Raw genomic sequence first — 19,289 nt, forward strand, 5'->3', positions numbered from 1 at the left:
ACATAGGCTGACTGATCCACCGCATTCGCGAGCAAGCCCGCTCCCACATTTTTGATCCGGTTTCTTCAGTGGTTATTGGAACAGTACTTTCTGCCCTTCAGGCGACGTAAACATCTTGTCCCCGTTATGCCCAACCCCCGGCACTTCCACCAGCTTGTGGCCCAACTGCGGGTGCCGCTGCTTGAGGTAGTCAAAATAATTGTGCCCGCGAATCAAGCGATACGCGCCCTGGGTTTCAGCGCCGCAGCTCTTGTCCAGCGCCGGGTGATTCGGGTCGGTGTCCTGCTGGCCCAGCAAGTAAGTGACATTACGCGAAACGTAAGCCTGCTCCAGCTGCTCGGCACTTTGCCCCTTGGCGTAGGCCGGCAGGTTTTGCATGCCGTACTTCCAGTCGTTGAAGCCCGGGCAACTGGCAACATCGAATTTCACCGGACGCTGTGGGCTGAAGTACGCGTAGGACGACGGGTTGGCCACCACATAACGCAGGCTGATGCCCTCGGTTTGCAGCAGCGGGTGATCATGCCCGGTCAGCGCAAAACGCTGCACCACTTGGCCGCCACCGGAATGGCCGGCCACCACGATTTCCTTCATGTTCGGGAACAGCTTGCGGTTGCCCAGGTGCTTGATGATCTGGTCCAGCGCGCCGTAGGAGCTGATCTGGCCCGGGCCTGTGGACGGCTCGCCGGCCATCCAGTCGTTACTGTTCCAGCGCAGGGTCTGGCTGTCGATCTGGTTGCGCTTGAGGTCGGTCTGGTTGAGGAACTGTGGCGCAATCACCAGGGTATTGGCGTTTTGTCCTGCGGCTTCGGCCGCTTTTTCGCCGCTGTCCAGGTAGGTCATCGCGTTGCGCAGGCGACCATGCACGATGATCAGCGCGCGGGTAACTTGAGGCAGCGGCTGGCGCCAGTCCTGGCTCAAGCCGACGCTCAGGTCGCCGGCATCCAGGTGAAAACGATCGGGACTGACCACCTTGACGCCATGTTCGGCAGCCCAGGTAGAGGAGGAACAGGTGATCAACAAACCTAACAGCAGACCCAGTCGTTTATTCATTTAAAGGCTCTTGGCGGTAAAGGTGTCGCATTGAGTGATCTGGCCCTGGGCGAAGCCGGTCTTGAACCAGCGAACCCGCTGTGCCGAGGTGCCGTGGGTAAACGAGTCAGGCACCACGCGGCCCTGGCCCTGTTGCTGCAAGCGGTCATCGCCAATCGCGTTGGCCGCATTCAGTGCTTCTTCAATGTCGCCGGGCTCCAGCCAGTTCAGGCGCTTTTGCGCGCGGTTGGCCCACACCCCGGCGAAGCAGTCGGCTTGCAGCTCCTGGCGCACCAGCAGGCCGCCGTCGCCTTGCATCTGCCGGCCTTGCTGGCGGGCTGCCTGAATCTTCGCCGAGATGCCCAGCAGCGTCTGCACGTGATGTCCGACTTCATGAGCGATCACGTAGGCCTGGGCGAAGTCGCCGGCGGCCTTGAAGCGCTGGGACATTTCCCGGAAGAAATCCAGGTCCAGGTAGACCTGTTGGTCTGCCGGGCAATAGAACGGCCCGCTGGCGGACGTGGCGCCACCGCAGGCGGAGTTCACCCGGCCGCGGAACAGGATCAGTTTGGGGTTCTTGTAGGTCAGGCCGTTTTCCTGGAACACCTGGGCCCAGGTGTCTTCGGTGTCGCCGAGTACGGCGCGCACGAAGTCGGCTTGTTCATCATTGGCCGGCGGCGCCTGGCGGGTTTGCGGGCTGACGGAGGGCGCTTGCTCGGTGAGCTGGCCGCTGAGTTGCCCGAGGATCTGCATCGGGTCCTGGCCGGTCAGCCAGCCGATGCCGACGATCAGCACGATGGCCGTCAGGCTCAGGCCCTTGCCGCCCCCAAAACGCATGCCACCGCCACCGCCGCCGCTGTCATCGCGGGCGTCTACCACGTTGTCGCTGCGTCGGCCTTTTTTCCATAGCATGTGGCAATCCTCTTTGTGAACCTGCAGCTCAGTGTTGTTGGTGTGTAGGGTTGGCGCCAGTCCGGCTGTCTGACGATGCTAAACGCTGCGTCGTCCGATCTGTATGAAGCTTGTGTCAGTCGCGGCAATACCCTTCGCCGGTGTCGACGATCAGGCAGTCCTTCTTGTCGGCCAGCCATTTCAGGCCAGTGGCTTCGCCGTCGCCAGCGCTCAGGATCTGCGGGCCGTCCGGGCGTTCAAAGGTGATGCCGTCTTCGGATGCCTGGCCCTTGAAGGTGCCGGAATCGTCGTCATCCAGGCCGTATTTCATGGTCAGTACATAGTGGCCGCGGCCGATGCTGTCGTCCTTGGCGATGGTCAGGTTCAGGCCTTCGACGCCAATCCACTTGCCGACCCATTTGTCGGTGGGCAGCACTTGCGGTACCAACGTTGCCTGGACAGACGGCGGGGCGGGCGCCTTGGCGGTCTCGGCTTGCTTGTCGCAGGCGCTGAGCAGCGTCAGGGTCGAAAGAATCAACAGGGTTTTTTTCATGGTGAGAAGGCCTTGGTTAAAAAACGCGCAGTGGGCGGGGCGGCGTGAAGCGTTGGACTGGAAAACCGCAATTTAGTGCGCTGTTCGAACAGTGTTTGGTTATGCTCTTGAGCGAGGCGCTTTACCCGTTCTAGATTATGCCGCGGTATGCGGCGGTCATTTCAGCCTGCCACTCAAGAGAATGCAATGACCCTCAGTACCCCACTTTCCGGCGTCAACCACCCGCTCAAAGGCATTTTGCTGATTGTGGTGGCGACCTTTCTGTTTTCCAGCCACGACGCGCTGTCCAAATACCTGGCCGGGTTCTACCCGATCGTGATGGTGGTGTGGGCCCGCTACCTGGTGCACACGCTGTTGATGGCCGGGATCTTCCTGCCGCAATCGGGCCTGCGGGTACTGCGCAGCAAACGCCCTTTACTGCAAGTGGCGCGGGCGTTGTGCCTGCTGGGCACCAGCCTGTTCTTTACGGCGGCGCTGCACTTTATCCCGTTGGCCGAGGCCACGGCGGTCAACTTTCTTGCGCCGATCCTGGTCACCGCGTTGTCGGTGCCGCTGTTAGGCGAACACGTGACCCGCGGCCAATGGCTGGCGGTGATTTGCGGGTTTATCGGGGTGCTGATCATTGTGCACCCGGGGGGTGAGCTGTTCACCCCCGCGGTGTTGTTGCCGCTGACGTCGGCGTTGTTCTTCTGCTTCTACCAACTGCTCACCCGCATCCTCAGCAAGTACGACACACCCACCACCAGCAACTTCTTCGCCGGGCTGTGCAACACCTTGGTGATGAGTGCGCTGGTGCCGTTCTTCTGGCAGGTGCCGAGCCTGTGGCACGGGGTGCTGATGCTGGCGCTGGGCACTTGCGGGATGACCGCACACTTGATGCTGACCCAGGCCTTCCGCTTCGCAGCGCCGGCCCTGCTGGCGCCGTTCGGCTATTGCCAGATCGTGTTTGCGGGGTTGTTGGGCTGGCTGGTGTTCAACCACACCCCGGACCTGACCACCGTGGTCGGGATCGGGGTGATTTGCCTGAGCGGGTTGGCCGCTGCCTGGCAGCAGCGGCGCAGGTAGGAAACTCAGACCTCGACGGTCGGAATCTTGCGCGGCGCCATGAAGTACATCCAGATCAGCGCGATGAAGTACATCGCCGGAATCAGGGTGAACAGCACGGTGTAGCTGTTGTTGGTCACGGTCAGGATATGGCCGACGATTTGGGTCATGAACATCCCGCCGATGGCCGCGCACATGCCGCCAAAACCAAACACCGTACTCATCATGTGCTTGGGCGTGTAGTCCATCACCAGGCTCCAAATGTTGGCGGTCCAGGCCTGGTGCGCGCCAATGGCCAGGGAAATCGCAAACACCGCGACCCACAGGTGGCTGGAGCCGGCGGCCATGATCACTCCGACGATGCAGCAGGCAAACAGCAACATCGACAGCAGCCGCGCCTTGATCGGGTTCATCCCGCGTCCGATCAGGAACGAAGACAGGATCCCGCCGCCGATGCTGCCGAAGTCCGCCGTCAGGTAAATGATGATCAGCGGGATGCCCATCTGGGTCACGTTGATGCCCAGGTTGTATTGCTGATTCAGGAACGGCGGCAGCCAGTACAGGTAGAACCAGAACACCGGCGCGGTCATCGAGTAGGCGAGGGCGAAGGCCCAGGTGCCGCGCATGCGCAGGATCCGGCTGAACGGTACGCGGGGTTGTTCCGGTTCGACTTCCTGTTGCACGTAGTCCAGTTCCGATTGCTTCACGCTTGGATGGTCTTCCGGGTTGTAGTACTTCAAGCCCCAGAGCACCAGCCAGATCCCGCCCAGTGCCGACATGCACAGGAACGCCGCCTGCCAACCCCACACGTGGAGGATCAGCGGCAGCAGCATCGGCGTCATCATCGCGCCGACGTTGGTGCCGGCGTTGAAGATCCCGGTGGCCACGGCACGCTCGCCAGCGGGGAACCACAGGCGGGTGGTCTTGACGCAGGCCGGGTAGTTGGCGGCTTCGGTCAGCCCGAGAATGAACCGGCAGACCATAAAGCCCACCGCCGAGGTGGCCAGGCCATGGGCGCCGGTGGCCAGGCTCCACAGCAGCACTGCGCAGAAGAACACGCGCTTGACGCCGACCCGGTCGATCAACCGGCCTTGCAGCACAAAGCCGATGGCGTAACCCACCTGGAACCAGAAGTTGATGTTGGCGTAGTCCATCGCCGTCCAGCTCATTTCCTTGGCCAGGATCGGTTGCATCACGCCGAGGGCGGCGCGGTCGATGTAGTTCAGGGTGGTGGCAAAAAACACCAGGGCCAGCATGCCCCAGCGGGTTTTACCGACAGCCATGGCGCCACGGATTTTGTCACCGATGCCGCTATGGGGATTGCTGTGGCCCACGGCCACGGCGGGATTTTGCGAAGGCATGAGGAAGTACCCGTTTTTTTGAAATTTTTATGGTGTGTTCAGGGTCTTGGTTAACCGAGGCCGCTCAATGGAAGCGGGGCTCAATGTGCTGTCGATGGTGCGCAGCGGCTAAAAAATCGTCAATTCGCCGATTGCCATTCTGTTCGATAATCGCCCATAAAACTAACCGGTTCGTACATTTCAATTGCTGTGATGAACCTGGCGGCCAATAATTTGCCGTAAACAAGACATGCCTCAATGCCGGGAGTCGCCCCATGCAACGCTCCATCGCCACCGTTTCCTTGAGCGGAACCTTGCCGGAAAAACTCGAAGCCATCGCGGCTGCCGGGTTTGATGGCGTGGAAATCTTCGAAAACGATCTGCTGTATTACGACGGCAGTCCGCGTGAAGTTAGGCAAATGTGCGCCGACCTCGGCATTGCCATCACCTTGTTCCAGCCGTTCCGGGACTTTGAGGGCTGCCGCCGCGACCGCCTGACACGCAACCTGGAGCGGGCCGAGCGCAAGTTCGACTTGATGCAGGAGCTGGGCACCGACCTGGTGCTGGTGTGCAGTAACGCGTCAGCCGATTCCGTGGGCGATGAAAGCATTCTGCTGGATGACTTGAGCCTGCTGGCCGAACACGCTGGCCGCCGGGGCTTGCGCATCGGCTATGAAGCGCTGGCCTGGGGCCGGCACGTCAACACCTGGCAGCAGGTGTGGAACCTGGTGCGCAAGATCGATCATCCGAGCCTGGGCGTGTTGCTCGACAGCTTCCACACCCTGTCTCTCAAGGGCGACCCGAGTGCTATTGCCGAGATTCCCGGCGACAAGATTTTCTTTGTGCAGATGGCCGATGCACCGATCCTCGCGATGGATGTACTGGAATGGAGCCGGCATTTCCGCTGCTTCCCAGGCCAGGGCGAGTTCGACCTGGCGGGCTTTCTCGCCCCGATCATCAAGAGTGGCTACACCGGGCCGTTGTCCCTGGAAATCTTCAACGACGGCTTCCGCGCCGCGCCGACCCGGGCGAATGCCGCCGACGGCCTGCGCTCGCTGCTGTACCTCGAAGAGAAAACCCGCCAGCGATTGGAGCAAGAAGCGACGCCGGTCCCCGAGATCCTGTTTGAAACCCCGGCCGCCAGCGAATACGACGGCATCGAATTCCTGGAATTTGCCGTGGATGAAAACCTCGGTGCCAAGCTCACTTCATGGCTGGAGCGCCTGGGCTTCGTCAAGGCCGGGCAGCATCGATCCAAGAGCGTCAGCCTGTTGCGCCAGGGCGATATCAACCTGATCCTCAATTGCGAACCCTATTCCTTCGCCCATAACTTCTTCGAGGCCCACGGGCCGTCGTTGTGCGCCACGGCGATCCGGGTAAAGGATAGCGCCAAGGCCCTGGAGCGGGCGGTGGCCTACAAGGGCCAGCCGTATCGTGGGCTGGTCGGCCCCAACGAGCTGGAGCTGGCAGCGGTGCGCGCACCGGATGGCAGCCTGATCTACCTGGTGGACCAGCACGAAGGCGGCCTCTACGACACCGACTTCAACCTGCAACCGGCGAACGCCGCCAGCGGCGGCCTGCTGCGCATCGACCACATGGCCATGGCCTTGCCCGCCGACAGCCTCGACAGTTGGGTGTTGTTCTACAAAAGCTTGCTGGATTTCGAAGCCGACGACGAAGTGGTGCTGCCGGACCCCTATGGCCTGGTGAAAAGCCGGGCACTGCGCAGCCGTTGCAGCTCAATTCGCCTGCCGCTGAATATTTCCGAGAACCGCAACACCGCGATTTCCCACGCGCTGTCGAGCTATCGCGGCTCGGGCGTGCACCACATTGCCTTCGACTGCGCGGACATTTTCGCCGAGGTCAGCCGGGCCAAGGATGCGGGCGTGCCGCTGCTGGATATCCCGCTGAACTATTACGATGACCTGGCGGCGCGGTTTGATTTCGATGACGAGTTCCTCAGCCAGCTCGCGTATTACAACGTGCTGTACGACCGCGATGCCCAGGGCGGTGAACTGTTTCACGTTTATACCGAACCGTTCGAGGGCCGGTTTTTCTTCGAGATCATCCAGCGCAAGAACGGTTACGCCGGCTACGGTGCGGCCAACGTGGCGGTGCGCCTGGCGGCCATGGCCAAGTCCCGCAGCGGTGCGGTGCGCCAGGCCAGGTTGTAAGGTGCCGGCGCTTCCTTCGGCGTGCGGCGCGGCCCATAATCAGCGCCTGCACCTAAGGCCGTGAGCGCACCATGACCCTGACCTCCGAGCTTCCCGCCGCGGCCACCGCACCGCGCAAGAGCCGCAAGAACAACCCGGAAAAGACCCGCGAGAACATTCTCCAGGAAGCCATCGTCGAGTTTGTCACTCAGGGCCTTTCCGGCGCCCGGGTGGACGCGATCGCGGAGCGTATCCAGACCTCCAAGCGCATGATCTATTACTACTTCGGCAGCAAGGAACAGCTCTACGTCGAGGTGCTGGAGAAACTCTACGGCGACATTCGCAACACCGAGACACGGATGAACCTGACGGCCCTGGAGCCCCGGGAAGCGATCCGCCGGCTGGTGGAATTCACCTTTGATCACCACGATCAGAACGTGGATTTTGTGCGCATCGTGAGCATCGAGAACATCCACAACGCCGAGTATGTAAAGCAGTCGACGTCGATCAAGGCGATGAACAGCAACATCCTCGAAGCCCTTGGCACCACGTTGCGCCGGGGCGCCGAGTTGGGGTTGTTCCGGGAAGGGCTGGAGCCGCTGGACGTGCACCTGCTGATCAACTCGTTCAGTTTTTACCGGGTGTCGAACCGCCACACCTTCAGCGAGATCTTTCAGATCGAGTTGTCGGATGAGGCGGTCAAGCAGCGGCATCGGGCGATGATCTGCGAGTCGGTGTTGCGCTACCTGCAGGCTTGAGTTCAACACCGAGCAAAATGTGGGAGCGGGCTTGCTCGCGAATGCGGTGGGTCAGTAAAACATCCGGTGGCTGACACTCCGCATTCGCGAGCAAGCCCGCTCCCACATTTCTAATCCGGTTTCTACAGTTGGGTGGTCATGCTCTGGAAGTGCGCGAGCATGCGCTCTGCATCCGCCACTTCGCCAGTGAACAACTCAAACGCCTTCACCGCCTGAAACACCGCCATGTTGCCGCCATCCAGGGTGCGGCAACCCAGGGCGCGGGCGTTGCGCAGCAGTTCGGTTTCCAGTGGGAAGTACACGATCTCCGCTACCCACAAGTCGGCGCGCAAGGTGCCCAACGGCACGGGCATGCCCGGCAGCTTGGCCATGCCCATCGGCGTGGTATTCACCAGGCCATCGGCCTCGGCCATGGCGCTTTCCAGGTCATTGCCGGCCTGCGCCCGGCCGGTACCAAAATGCTGGTTGAGGTTGTTCGCCAGGCTGCGGGCACGTTCGGCGTCCATGTCGAAAATACTCAAGCGTTCCACGCCTTCACCCAGCAGCGCATGGGCGACTGCCGCCCCGGCGCCGCCCGCGCCCATCTGCACCACGAACTTGCGAGCCACATCATTCAAGCCGCGACGAAAGCCTTCGGCAAAGCCCAGGCAGTCGGTGTTGTGGCCGATGCGTTTACCGTCGCAAAGCACCACGGTATTCACCGCGCCGATGCCCCGCGCTTCGGGCGACAGTTCGTCCAGCAGCGGCAGGATCGCCTGCTTGCACGGGTAGGTGATGTTCAAGCCGGTGAAGTTCATCTGTTCGGCCGCCATCAACAGGTCGGGCAGGGCGCGGGTATCCACCTGTAGCCGGTCGAGGTCGACCAGGCGATAGAGGTAACGCAGGCCCTGGGCATCGCCTTCATGCTCATGCAGGGCCGGGGTGCGGGAAGCCTGGATGCCGGCGCCTATCAGGCCGGCCAGAATTCGACGTTTGGACACCGCGCTCATCCCTTCAAGTTCTTGCTGAAATGTTCGAGGGCGAGGTGATAACCGTGGCTGCCAAACCCGGCCAGCACCGCCTTGGCAATCGGCGACACGAACGAGTGATGACGGAACGCTTCCCGGGCATGCACGTTGGACAAGTGCACCTCGATCACCGGTACTTCACTGGCCACCAGCGCGTCGCGGATCGCCACCGAAGTGTGGGTCCAGGCTGCCGGGTTGATCACGATGCCGGCGCAACGGGCGCGGGCGCCGTGGATCCAGTCCAGCAATTCGCCTTCGTGGTTGGTCTGGCGGAATTCGACTTTCAGGCCCAGTTGCTCGGCGCTGCGGCCACACAGGGCAGCAAGGTCGGCCAGGGTTTCATGGCCATAAGTGGCGGGCTCGCGAGTGCCGAGCAGGTTGAGGTTGGGGCCGTTGAGCACCAGCACGATGGGCGGCATAGAGGGTTCTCCACTGTTGTTTTTATGTATGTCGATAAAATGTACTGAATGGTTAATTTGGTCAATCGCGTGGGTGGGAACCGTTCGATTACCGAACGCAGAATGAAAACCACCGTTGTGTGGATCAGAGTTGATATCAATTGAAAATCATTCTCGACAACGCTTAAGATGCCCGCCTGTTTCCTTAACATTCCAGGGAGTCGGTTTGTCGGACGTGGATCTCAAAGGCCTGTTTCTCAAGCACGCCGATACCCTGCGCGGGTATCTCGCACGCAAGGTACGGGACCCGCAGTTGGCCGCAGACCTGGTGCAGGAGAGTTTCCTGCGCCTGGCGCAAAAGCCGGCCGGCGAGCGCATCGACAACTCCCAGGGCTATCTCTATCGCACGGCCGGCAATCTGCTGATCGACCATATCCGCCAGGAGGCGCGGCGCAAGACCGACTCCGTGCCCCATGAGGCGCTGGCCGAGATTGAAGATGAAATGGCCGGGTTGGAGGCTCAGGCGATGGCGCAGCAACAGCGGCAGGCATTGAAGCAGGCACTGGCGGAATTGCCGGAGCGTACCCGGCAGATTTTCCGCCTCAACCGGATCGAGGGCATGACCCATGCCCAGGTCGCGCGCCACCTGGGCATTTCCGACAGCTCAGTGCAAAAGCACCTGGCCAAGGCGCTGGCGTATGTCATGCAGCGTTTGCAGGAAGGTGAGGCGGGGCCGTCCGACGAATGAATTACCGACAAACCTGGGGTCAGACGTCACAGCGTTATATAACGAAAAATTCGAGATTCACACGTGAATAGCCCGGGTCCGCAACAGCACAGCATTACCGAGGCGGCTGCCGATTGGGCGGTGCGCCTGCACGCCGGCGCCCTGACCGATCAGGAGCAGGCCGAGCTGCGCCAATGGATCGCCAGAGACAGCCGCCATGAAGCGGCGCTGCGTTTTGCCGAGCAGACGTGGGCGGCGCTGGGCGAGGTGCATCGCGATGAGACGCTGCATCGCCAGCGGCCGCCCGCCACCGCTGCGCCGGTGCGCGGCCCTCGTCGGCGCAGGCCGTGGCGCATGGCGGCGAGTGTTGCGCTGTTGCTGGTGGTGGCGGGCGTCGGCTGGGTGCGCGGGCCTGAGGCGCTGCTGCAGGTGCAGGCCGATTACTTCACCCAAAAAGGCGAAGTGCGCACCGTGCACCTGGCGGACGGCAGCAGCGTGCAACTGGATTCTGCGAGTGCGATCAAGCTGGATTTTGACGGTGTGCAGCGGCGCATCAGCCTGATCAAAGGCTCGGCGATCTTTGATGTGGCGCCCATGGCCGGTGAGGAAAAAAGGCCGTTCGTGGTGCACAGCGCCAGCGGGCAAACCCGTGCCCTGGGCACGCGGTTTGTGGTCGAGCGTGAGGACGACCGGCAGGCCTGGGTCGGAGTGTTGCAGCACAGTGTGGCCGTCACGCTGCAGGCGCTGCCGCAGAAAGCAACGGTGCTCAAGGAAGGCCAGGCTGCGCGCTACAGCCCGGAGAACGGCGTGGTCGCCCTCGACGACTTCGACCTGGAGCGCGCCACCAGTTGGCGTCGCGGTGTGCTGATCTTCGACCGCTTGCCGCTGGCCAAGGTCATCGAACAGCTCAACCGCTACCGGCCGGGCAAGGTGGTGCTGACCAATGCCGACCTCGGCACCCGTGAAGTCAGCGGCGTGTTCCGCCTCGATATGCTCGACACGGCCCTCGGCACCCTGACCGAAGAATTACAGGTGCAGCGCTTTGATCTGGCGGGGCTGAGCCTGATCTATTGATGGGGTCGCCGGGCCCCGTTTACGCCCTTCGAAAAAACTTTCAAAAAAACCTTACTGAGTTCCGACGCCTGACACGTCCTGTTAAGTGAGAAGTATTCGCATAAACAAGAATGGTCAGCGAAGGGATAACGTCGATGTCTGCAATCACCAAGGGGCGCAACACCGGTAGCCGGTTGGCCCTTGCCATCCACCTGGGGCTGTTAGCCTCCGCCTGCCAGGTGCAGGCCGCCGAGGCGCCAGTCGGTGAATCACAGCCTGTCACGTTGACGTTTGATATTGCGGCGCAACCCTTGGGCCTTGCCGTACTGACGTTCGCCGACCAGGCCGGGTTGCAAGTGTTGTTCGACAGCGCGCGCCTGCAAGGCCTCACCAGCACCGCGCTCAAGGGCCGTTACAGCGCCCAGGAAGGCCTCGGCCGATTGGTGGGCAGTGCACCGGTGGAATACCGCTTTACCGGGGACCGGCAGGTGACGCTGACTCGCGTCGGCGCCGACCATGACGGTGCGCTGACCGTGGGCACCACCACCATCACCGGCAACACCAACGGCAAGCCAAGCGACTGGGTGTACGACACACCGCGCTCGGTGGCCGTGATCAGTCGCGAGCAGATCGACAAACGCCCACCACGCCATGCCGCCGACATGCTCGAAGAAACCGCCGGCGTGTACACCGCCGTCAACCAGCGTGACCCGGGCCTGTCGGTGAACATCCGCGGCGTGCAGGACTACGGCCGGGTCAACATGAACATCGACGGCATGCGCCAGAACTTCAACGTCAACGGCCACCAGCAGCGCAACGGCACGATGTTGATCGACCCGGAATTCATCTCCAGCATCGAAATCGACAAGGGCAGCCAGTCCGGGCAGGGCGGTGCTGCCGTGTTGGGCGGGATTGCATCCTTCAAGACCCTGGAGGCCAGTGAGTTCCTGGCCGATGGCAAGGACTATGGCGGGCGTCTGCGTGCCGGTAGCGGGATTGGTGAACTGGGTAACGGCACCTATTTCAACGGCAGCGGTGTGTTTGCCTTTGGCGACGAGCGCGGCGACGTGCTGCTGGGGTACAGCGAACGGCATTTTGGCGACTACCGCGCCGGTACCCACAACGACCAGAAACTGGGTACTCATTTGCGCGCCCGTGACTCCCAGCCTGCGGCCTTCGACGATTGGCTGAACAGTGAGGTCGGTGACACCGGCAGCGTGACCCGCTCGCAAATCGTCAAGTTCGGCCTGAACCTGCCCAATGACCAACGGGTGCAACTGAGCTACCTGGAAAGTGACAGCGACAGCAATGACGCGTGGGCCTACACCGCCCCGGATAACCAGAGCGTGTACTACCAGCGCGTCAGCAAGAACAACCTCAATGCCAGGAACGTCGGACTGGATTATCGCTACACGCCGGATAACCCGCTGATCGATTTCAAGGCCAAGGTCTACTACGTCACCACACAGATGGACCGGGACAATGCGCCCAACACCGCGTCGCTGACCTCCGGCAACTATGTGGCGGGCTACACGGATCATTTTCAGACCGATACCTGGGGTGTACAGGGCGACAACACATCGCGGTTCGACTTCGATGCGTTGGGTCATGTGAGTTGGAACTACGGCGTGGAGGTGTATCAAGACAAGTTCAAGCCCAGTACCAACAAGGTCGAGGCCACCAACCTTTCCGGCCTGTTGCCTTACGTTGAAGGCGGGACGCCCGGTGGCAAACGCACCATCGCCAGCCTGTTCAACAACCTGCAGTACGAATATGGCGACTGGCTGACGCTGGATGCGGGCTTGCGGTACGACCGCTATCGGCTGGAAGGGGTCACCGGGATGACGCTCTACCGGCGCGATCGGTTCTACAGCAGCACGGTAGGTGCCAAGCGTGTCGAGGAAGTGTTCGACATTGATAGAGAAGAGGGTCAGTTCTCTCCCACGTTCGGTATCGGCATAAAGCCGGGGCTGGACTGGATGCAACTCTACGCCCGCTGGGGCAAGGGCTGGCGCCCGCCGGCGGTGACGGAAACCTTCATGACCGGGCGTCCTCACGGTGGCAGCTCATCAGAGCGGGTGTTTCCCAACCCGTTCCTGAAACCCGAAGAGTCGCGGGACTGGGAAATGGGCGTGAACGTATTCAAAGAGGGACTGCTGTTCGGTGACGACCGCCTGGGCATGAAGGTGGCTTACTTCGATACCCGGATCGAGAACTTCTCTTTCCTCAATCACAGCGTCAGTTTGCCGGAGACCTCCGTCGGCGGTTTTCTCGGCACGATGGCGTACGTCAATAACACCAACCCCACGCGCTTTCGGGGGGTGGAGTACCAGCTCAACTACGACATGGGGCGGGCGTACGCCAACCTTAGTTACACCCACATGATCGGCAGTAATGAGTTCTGCTCGAAGAACTATTACATGGGCGGGGCGAAGAAGAACGGGCCGTCCACCACACGCTATGAACGCTACACCCGGCCAAACGGCACGACCGGCCTGCGCCCGGTGACCACGTATGAGGTGCTGGACGACGATATCGCCAACAACAAGGAAAGCTGTGGCCGGATCATGGGCAACGCCACCTATATGCCGGCTGATCGCGGCTCGCTGACCCTGGGCGCGCGCTTCCTGGAAAAGCGACTCGATATGGGCGTCCGCGTGCGCTACAGCTCAGGCAATGGCGAGAACCTCGACTCACAAGGTTATGACTTCATCGACCAGGCGCTATGGCCCCAGTACACCCTCTATGACCTGTACGCCAGCTACTGGATGACCGACCAATTGAACATCGCCCTGGCGCTGGAAAACGCCACCGATGAGGCCTACTTCGTTGCGATGGGGGACGCCAATAACCTGAGCCTGGCGCGCGGGCGAACGTTGAGCGGGATGCTCGAATACAAGTTCTGATCAAGGTGCCACGGCACTTTATCAACCAACGGTTTTGCCCAAGGGTGGGCAAAAAGTGCGCTGTATGAGCGTGCTGATCAATCGTGTTGTTTATAACGAGGTTAAGTGATGACTATTTCTGTTAGTTACGAAGCTGCGCTCGGTGCTTACTCCGTCTCGGACTACCTGACCGACTGGGCACTGGGGTTCAACACTGCGGGTCACGGCAGCAGCAACACCGGCGGCTTCAGCAACGGCTCCCTGAGCGGCGACCAGTATTCGACCCACGGCGCCAACAATTCCGACTACGCGTTCATTGCCGACAGCAACACCAGCAACGGCCTGCACTACGTATTCAACCCGGCGCTGCCAGCCAGCCACAACGAAAACCACTACCTGTGGGGCAACCTGGATAACGTTCAACTGGGCACCGGCCTGGGCGGCGGCAATGGCAGCGACTTCACCCTCGATGCGTTCAAAGTGGCTTTCAACGGCCTTGACTTGAGCGCGGCACAAGGTGCAGGCCGCGTCGGCAACGACGTTCAGAACGTGATCTACAGCCTGATGCAAGGCAACACCTCGGCACTGGAAACCGTGCTCAACAACCTGCTGGACGACTTCGGCCTGTCCACCGCCAACACCTTCGACGAGATCTCGGCCGGCCTGGCAGCACACGCTACGGCAACCACCACCGACGTCGCCCTGGTAGGCGTGCAGGACGTTGCACAGGACTGGGCACTCGCTGCCTGATGTGGCTGTGCAATGAAAAAAGCGAATGGAAGATCGCTCTCCCATTCGCTGCGTAAACCCCGTCGTCGCCGTGAGTTTCGAAGGCCAGGGCGACGGCGGTGACAAATTCTGCGCAGCGGCGCGCGGCGTGTCAAACGCGGGCGGCGCTTCCCGATTTCCCCCATGAGACTCCCTCGATGCGCCATGCCGGCAACGAAACCCTGGCCGCTCTCACGGCCTATAAAAGTGGCTTCCTCAACATTGGCCTGTTTTCGGCAGTGATCAACCTGTTGATGCTGGCCCCGGCGCTGTACATGTTGCAGGTCTACGACCGGGTGCTGGCCTCCGGCAACTCGATGACCCTGTTGATGCTGACGCTGATGATCCTTGGCTTGTTCGGCTTGATGGGCGCGCTGGAGTGGGTGCGCAGCCAGGTGGTGATCCGCCTTGGCACACAGATGGACATGCGCCTGAACCAGCGGGTTTACGACGCCGCGTTCGAGGCGCAACTCAAGGGCGGTACCCAGGCGGCCGGGCAGGCGTTGAGCGACCTGACGACCTTGCGCCAGTTCGCCACCGGCCAGGCGCTGTTCGCATTTTTTGATGCGCCGTGGTTTCCGGTGTACTTGCTGGTGATCTTCCTGTTCCACCCCTGGCTCGGCGTCCTGGCGCTGGCCGGTGCGCTGATGCTGATGGCGCTGGCGTGGGCCAACCAGCACATCTGCCAGGCACCGTTGACTCAGGCCAATCAGCTGTCGATCAGCGCCAGCCAGCAGGCCACGGCCAACCTGCGCAATGCCGAAGCCATCGAAGCCATGGGCATGCTGGCAACCCTGCGTGCGCGCTGGTTTGCCCAGCACCAGGCGTTTCTGGCGGCGCAGAACCTGGCCAGTGAAAAGACCGCTGCCATCAGTGCCTGGTCCAAGGGCGTACGCCTGGCGTTGCAGTCATTGGTCCTCGGTCTGGGCGCATTGCTGGCGGTGCAGGGGGCTATTACGCCGGGCATGATGATCGCCGGCTCGATCCTGATGGGGCGGGTACTGAGCCCTATCGACCAGCTGATCGGCGTGTGGAAACAGTGGAGTTCGGCGCGCCTGGCCTATGAGCGATTGACCCTGATGCTGGCGGCCAACCCGGCGCGCACCGAGCGCATGAGCTTGCCGGCGCCCAGCGGCCAGTTGACGGTCGAACAGGTAAGCGCGTGTGCGCCCGGCAGTCGTCGGCCCGCGTTGGCCAACCTCGGGTTCAGCCTGCCTGCCGGTGACGTGCTGGGCGTGATCGGGCCTTCCGGTTGCGGCAAGTCGACCCTGGCGCGGTTGCTGGTGGGGGCCTGGGCGCCCTTGGCCGGCAAGGTACGGCTGGACGGCGCGGACCTGGCGCAATGGGACAAGCAGCAACTCGGCCCGCACATTGGGTATCTGCCCCAGGACATCCAGCTTTTCGCCGGCAGCATCGCCGACAACATCGCGCGTTTCGGCACCGTGGATTCGGACAAGGTGCTCGCTGCCGCGCAAATGGCCGGCGTGCATCAACTGATCCTGCAGTTGCCCCAAGGCTACGACACCCAACTGGGGGAGGACGGTGCCGGGTTGTCCGGCGGGCAGAAGCAACGTGTCGCGCTGGCGCGAGCGCTGTACGGCGTGCCTGCGCTGATCGTACTGGATGAGCCCAATTCCAATCTCGATGAGGCCGGCGAGCAGGCCTTGCTCCATGCCATCACCTTGCTCAAGGCGCAGCGTCGCACGCTGGTGCTGATCACCCACAAGACCCCTGTGCTGGCGTTGACGGACCAATTACTGATTCTGCGGGACGGCCAGTTGCAGGCGTTCGGGCCCACGGCGCGGGTGCTGGAGGCCACGCAGAAACCGGCGGCCGCGCCGCCCAAACCGGTGTCGGCGATGAGCATGAGCTACCGCCTCGGTGAAGGAAAAAAAGCATGAGCCGACCTGTGCTTGTGACGGACAACAGCGTGCCGCCGGTGAACAACGTGCTGGCGCTGGACGATAAAAAATACGCGCGCCTGGGCTGGTTGCTGGTGCTCGGCGGGTTTGCCGGGTTCCTGGGCTGGGCCGCGCTGGCACCGTTGGACAAGGGCGTGGCGGTGTCCGGCAAGGTCATGGTGTCGGGGCACCGCAAGACGGTGCAGCACCCCGCGGGCGGGATCGTCGAGCGGATCGAGGTGCGCGATGGCGAGGTGGTGAGCGCCGGCCAGGTATTGATCCGCCTGAAGGAAACCCCGTTGCGCGGGCAGATGCAGTCTTTGCGCAGCCAGTTCATTGCGTCCCGGGCCAGCGAAGCGCGCTTGAGTGCCGAGAGCGAAGGCTTGTCGGCCATCGTCTTCGGTCCCGAACTGCTGAACGAGCCTGAGGCCGCCGCCACCTTGAGCCTGCAACGGCAACTGTTCAGCAGTCGCGCCCAGGCCCTGGCCACGGAGCAGCAAGGCCTGCGGGAAACCATCGCCGGGGCCGAGGCACAATTGCGCGGCACCCGGGAATCCCAGGCCAGCAAAGTGCTGCAACGCACCGCGATGAATGAACAACTGCAAGGCCTGCGCGAGCTGGCGCGGGACGGCTACATTCCGCGCAATCGGCTGCTGGAAAATGAACGGCTGTATGCCCAGCTCGACGGTGCGATTGCCGAGGATTTCGGCCGCATCGGCCAGTTGCAACGGCAAGTCCTTGAACTGCGCCTGCGCATCCGCCAGCTCGGCGAAGACTTCCAGAAAGACCTGCGCGGCCAACTGGCCGAAACCCGCACCCGCAGCGACGACTTGCGCAACCGGTTGGCCTCGGCCGAATTCGAACTGGCCAACAGCCTGGTGCGCGCGCCGGCGGCTGGCGTGGTGGTGGGGCTGGAGGTGTACACCGAAGGCGGCGTGATCAAGCCCGGCCAGGCGCTGATGGACATCGTGCCCCAGGGCGAACCACTGCTGGTGGAAGCGCGGGTGCCGGTGCAGATGGTCGACAAGGTGCACCCGGGCTTGCCGGTGGAGTTGCTGTTCTCGGCGTTCAACCAGAGCACCACCCCACGCATTGCCGGTGAAGTGACGCTGGTGTCGGCCGACCGTCAGGTCGACGAGCGCACCGATGAGCCGTATTACACCTTGCGCGCCCAGGTCAGTGCAGCTGGCATGCGCCAGCTCGACGGCTTGCAGATTCGCCCGGGCATGCCGGTGGAAGCGTTCGTCAAAACCGGTGAGCGCTCGATGCTCAACTACCTGTTCAAACCCTTGCTGGATCGGACTCACATGGCGTTGGTGGAAGAATGAAGGCGCTGTTATTCGGTCTGTGTTGTGCCTGCAGTGGATCGGTTCAGGCGCTGGGATTGCTCGACGCCTATGACTTGGCCCTGCGCAACGACCCGACGTTTCAGGCGGCAATCCAGGAGCGCGAGGCCGGCGAGGAAAACCGCATCATCGGCCGCGCCGGGCTGTTGCCGAACCTGTCCTGGAGCTACAGCAACTCGCGCAATGAGTCCGAAGTCACCCAGTCGACGGCGGTGGGCAACGTCACCAGCGACCGCGATTACCGCAGCTATGCCTCGACCCTGACCCTGCAACAACCGCTGCTCGATTACGAAGCCTATGCGCGCTATCGCCAGGGTGCAGCGCAGGCGCTGTTTGCCGATGAACGCTTTCGCAGCAAGAGCCAGGAACTGGCCGTGCGGGTGTTGAGCGCCTACAGCCAGGCGTTGCTGGCCCAGGAGCGGATCGAGCTGAGCCGCGCCCAGAAACGCGCGTATGCCGAGCGCCTGCAACTCAATGAACGGCTGCTCAAGGGCGGCGAGGGCACCCGCACCGATGTGCTGGAAACCCAGGCACGCCTGAGCCTGGCCCAGGCCGAAGAGATCGAATCCCTGGACACCCAGGACGCAGCCTTGCGCGAGCTGGAAGCGATTGTGGGCCAGCCGTTGCAGATAGACGAGTTGGCGCCGCTGACTCGCCAGTTCGAGATCCCGCCGCTGGAGCCCAACCGTTTCGAGACCTGGCGGGAAATAGCGATGGCCAACAACCCGGAGCTCAAATCCCAGCACCACGCGCTGGACGTCGCCGAATACGAAGTGGAGCGCAAGCGCGCCGGGCACATGCCCAAGGTCAGCCTGTATGCGAGCAGCCGCCAGACCAGCTCGGATTCGGAAAGCAGCTACAACCAGAAGTACGACACCAACAGCGTCGGCATCCAGGTCAGCCTGCCGCTGTTCGCCGGTGGCTCGGTGTCGGCGTCAACCCGTCAGGCCGCCAATCAACTGTCCCAGGCCCAATATGAACTGGACGCGCAGACCGCCAGGACGCTGATCGAACTGCGCAAGCAATTCAACCTCAACACCAGCGGCGCGGCCAAAGTGCGGGCGTATGAAATGGCGGTCAGCTCGGCCACCGCCCTGGTGACGGCGACGAAGAAAAGCGTGACCGGTGGCGAGCGCGTCAACCTCGATGTGCTGGATGCCGAGCAGCAACTGTTCACGGCACGCCGCGACCTGGCGGATGCGCGGCATGCGTATCTGCTGGCGCGGATACAACTGAAGTATTTTGCAGGGTTGCTCAACGAGCAGGATCTGCGGGCGTTGGCGGGATATTTCCAGCCATCGGCATGATGGCTATATCGGCTAACACACCGATCCACTGTGGGAGCTGTCGAGCCTTGGCGAGGCTGCGATGGCGGCGGGACTGATGACATTTTTCTGTCTGACCCACCGCCATCGCGGCCTCGCTAAAGCTCGACG

General features: G+C 62.2%; 16 protein-coding genes. 10 read left to right on the forward strand and 6 right to left on the reverse strand.

Features of this window, described 5'->3' with window-relative positions; translation table 11 throughout:
- Positions 1-72 precede the first annotated feature (72 nt).
- The 3 genes from A462_RS11475 to A462_RS11465 all read right to left on the reverse strand — a co-directional run bounded on the left by A462_RS11475 (position 73) and on the right by A462_RS11465 (position 2,473).
- Positions 73-1,050, reverse strand: a complete 978-nt coding sequence (locus tag A462_RS11475) for a hypothetical protein (protein WP_008436612.1) — start codon at positions 1,048-1,050, stop codon at positions 73-75.
- Positions 1,051-1,941, reverse strand: a complete 891-nt coding sequence (gene ypfJ / locus A462_RS11470) for a KPN_02809 family neutral zinc metallopeptidase (RefSeq protein ID WP_003215526.1) — start codon at positions 1,939-1,941, stop codon at positions 1,051-1,053. It lies immediately after the preceding gene.
- Positions 1,942-2,056: 115 nt separating this feature from the next.
- The gene (locus tag A462_RS11465) at positions 2,057-2,473 is read right to left on the reverse strand and encodes a hypothetical protein (RefSeq protein WP_008436613.1); all 417 of its coding nucleotides are present in this window, start codon (positions 2,471-2,473) and stop codon (positions 2,057-2,059) included.
- A gap of 186 nt (positions 2,474-2,659) precedes the next feature.
- On the opposite strand from A462_RS11465, the gene A462_RS11460 reads away from it, so the two are divergent.
- On the forward strand, positions 2,660-3,538 hold the full coding sequence (locus tag A462_RS11460; protein ID WP_003215531.1) for a DMT family transporter: 879 nt from the start codon (positions 2,660-2,662) through the stop codon (positions 3,536-3,538).
- A gap of 5 nt (positions 3,539-3,543) precedes the next feature.
- Here A462_RS11460 and A462_RS11455 read toward each other — a convergent pair whose 3' ends face one another.
- The gene (locus A462_RS11455; protein WP_008436614.1) at positions 3,544-4,878 is read right to left on the reverse strand and encodes an MFS transporter; all 1,335 of its coding nucleotides are present in this window, start codon (positions 4,876-4,878) and stop codon (positions 3,544-3,546) included.
- A 254-nt stretch (positions 4,879-5,132) separates the two neighbouring features.
- On the opposite strand from A462_RS11455, the gene quiC reads away from it, so the two are divergent.
- Both quiC and A462_RS11445 read left to right on the forward strand, forming a co-directional pair.
- Positions 5,133-7,031 (forward strand): 3-dehydroshikimate dehydratase QuiC, encoded by a 1,899-nt coding sequence (quiC, locus tag A462_RS11450; protein WP_008436616.1) that lies wholly within the window; start codon positions 5,133-5,135, stop codon positions 7,029-7,031.
- Between the two features lie 71 nt (positions 7,032-7,102).
- Entirely contained in the window at positions 7,103-7,768 is a 666-nt protein-coding gene (locus A462_RS11445; protein WP_003215538.1) for a TetR/AcrR family transcriptional regulator, read from the forward strand.
- A gap of 122 nt (positions 7,769-7,890) precedes the next feature.
- On the opposite strand, the gene A462_RS11440 is transcribed toward A462_RS11445, so the two are convergent.
- A complete protein-coding gene (locus A462_RS11440; RefSeq protein ID WP_177325578.1) occupies positions 7,891-8,757 on the reverse strand; it encodes a shikimate dehydrogenase in 867 nt (288 codons plus the stop codon).
- Positions 8,754-9,194 carry a type II 3-dehydroquinate dehydratase gene (gene aroQ / locus A462_RS11435; RefSeq protein ID WP_003215541.1) on the reverse strand — a complete coding sequence of 147 codons (441 nt, stop codon included), beginning with the start codon at positions 9,192-9,194 and terminating at the stop codon, positions 8,754-8,756. Before aroQ ends, A462_RS11440 begins: the two co-directional genes overlap by 4 nt.
- 205 nt (positions 9,195-9,399) lie before the next feature.
- Between aroQ and A462_RS11430 the strand changes: the two genes are divergently transcribed.
- The 7 genes from A462_RS11430 (at position 9,400) to A462_RS11400 (ending at position 19,160) form a co-directional block, all read left to right on the forward strand.
- Positions 9,400-9,921 carry an RNA polymerase sigma factor gene (locus A462_RS11430; RefSeq protein WP_003215543.1) on the forward strand — a complete coding sequence of 174 codons (522 nt, stop codon included), beginning with the start codon at positions 9,400-9,402 and terminating at the stop codon, positions 9,919-9,921.
- Between the two features lie 63 nt (positions 9,922-9,984).
- On the forward strand, positions 9,985-10,974 hold the full coding sequence (locus A462_RS11425) for a FecR family protein (RefSeq protein WP_008436618.1): 990 nt from the start codon (positions 9,985-9,987) through the stop codon (positions 10,972-10,974).
- A 134-nt stretch (positions 10,975-11,108) separates the two neighbouring features.
- On the forward strand, positions 11,109-13,859 hold the full coding sequence (locus tag A462_RS11420) for a TonB-dependent receptor (RefSeq protein WP_008436619.1): 2,751 nt from the start codon (positions 11,109-11,111) through the stop codon (positions 13,857-13,859).
- A 108-nt stretch (positions 13,860-13,967) separates the two neighbouring features.
- Positions 13,968-14,588 carry a heme acquisition protein HasA gene (locus A462_RS11415; protein ID WP_003215551.1) on the forward strand — a complete coding sequence of 207 codons (621 nt, stop codon included), beginning with the start codon at positions 13,968-13,970 and terminating at the stop codon, positions 14,586-14,588.
- Positions 14,589-14,764: 176 nt separating this feature from the next.
- On the forward strand, positions 14,765-16,507 hold the full coding sequence (locus tag A462_RS11410) for a type I secretion system permease/ATPase (protein ID WP_008436620.1): 1,743 nt from the start codon (positions 14,765-14,767) through the stop codon (positions 16,505-16,507).
- On the forward strand, positions 16,504-17,835 hold the full coding sequence (locus tag A462_RS11405) for an HlyD family type I secretion periplasmic adaptor subunit (protein WP_003215553.1): 1,332 nt from the start codon (positions 16,504-16,506) through the stop codon (positions 17,833-17,835). Before A462_RS11410 ends, A462_RS11405 begins: the two co-directional genes overlap by 4 nt.
- Entirely contained in the window at positions 17,832-19,160 is a 1,329-nt protein-coding gene (locus A462_RS11400; protein ID WP_032899520.1) for a TolC family outer membrane protein, read from the forward strand. Before A462_RS11405 ends, A462_RS11400 begins: the two co-directional genes overlap by 4 nt.
- Positions 19,161-19,289 lie beyond the last annotated feature (129 nt).

This window comes from Pseudomonas sp. Ag1 (assembly GCF_000278565.1).
Taxonomy (GTDB): domain Bacteria; phylum Pseudomonadota; class Gammaproteobacteria; order Pseudomonadales; family Pseudomonadaceae; genus Aquipseudomonas.

Excerpts from the sequence above, each read along its gene's own strand:
- A462_RS11475 (WP_008436612.1), bottom strand. The coding sequence starts at position 1,050 with ATGAATAAACGACTGGGTCTGCTGTTAGGTTTGTTGATCACCTGTTCC.
- ypfJ (WP_003215526.1), bottom strand. The coding sequence starts at position 1,941 with ATGCTATGGAAAAAAGGCCGACGCAGCGACAACGTGGTAGACGCCCGC.
- A462_RS11465 (WP_008436613.1), bottom strand. The coding sequence starts at position 2,473 with ATGAAAAAAACCCTGTTGATTCTTTCGACCCTGACGCTGCTCAGCGCC.
- A462_RS11460 (WP_003215531.1), top strand. The coding sequence starts at position 2,660 with ATGACCCTCAGTACCCCACTTTCCGGCGTCAACCACCCGCTCAAAGGC.
- A462_RS11455 (WP_008436614.1), bottom strand. The coding sequence starts at position 4,878 with ATGCCTTCGCAAAATCCCGCCGTGGCCGTGGGCCACAGCAATCCCCAT.
- quiC (WP_008436616.1), top strand. The coding sequence starts at position 5,133 with ATGCAACGCTCCATCGCCACCGTTTCCTTGAGCGGAACCTTGCCGGAA.
- A462_RS11445 (WP_003215538.1), top strand. The coding sequence starts at position 7,103 with ATGACCCTGACCTCCGAGCTTCCCGCCGCGGCCACCGCACCGCGCAAG.
- A462_RS11440 (WP_177325578.1), bottom strand. The coding sequence starts at position 8,757 with ATGAGCGCGGTGTCCAAACGTCGAATTCTGGCCGGCCTGATAGGCGCC.
- aroQ (WP_003215541.1), bottom strand. The coding sequence starts at position 9,194 with ATGCCGCCCATCGTGCTGGTGCTCAACGGCCCCAACCTCAACCTGCTC.
- A462_RS11420 (WP_008436619.1), top strand. The coding sequence starts at position 11,109 with ATGTCTGCAATCACCAAGGGGCGCAACACCGGTAGCCGGTTGGCCCTT.
- A462_RS11415 (WP_003215551.1), top strand. The coding sequence starts at position 13,968 with ATGACTATTTCTGTTAGTTACGAAGCTGCGCTCGGTGCTTACTCCGTC.
- A462_RS11410 (WP_008436620.1), top strand. The coding sequence starts at position 14,765 with ATGCGCCATGCCGGCAACGAAACCCTGGCCGCTCTCACGGCCTATAAA.
- A462_RS11405 (WP_003215553.1), top strand. The coding sequence starts at position 16,504 with ATGAGCCGACCTGTGCTTGTGACGGACAACAGCGTGCCGCCGGTGAAC.
- A462_RS11400 (WP_032899520.1), top strand. The coding sequence starts at position 17,832 with ATGAAGGCGCTGTTATTCGGTCTGTGTTGTGCCTGCAGTGGATCGGTT.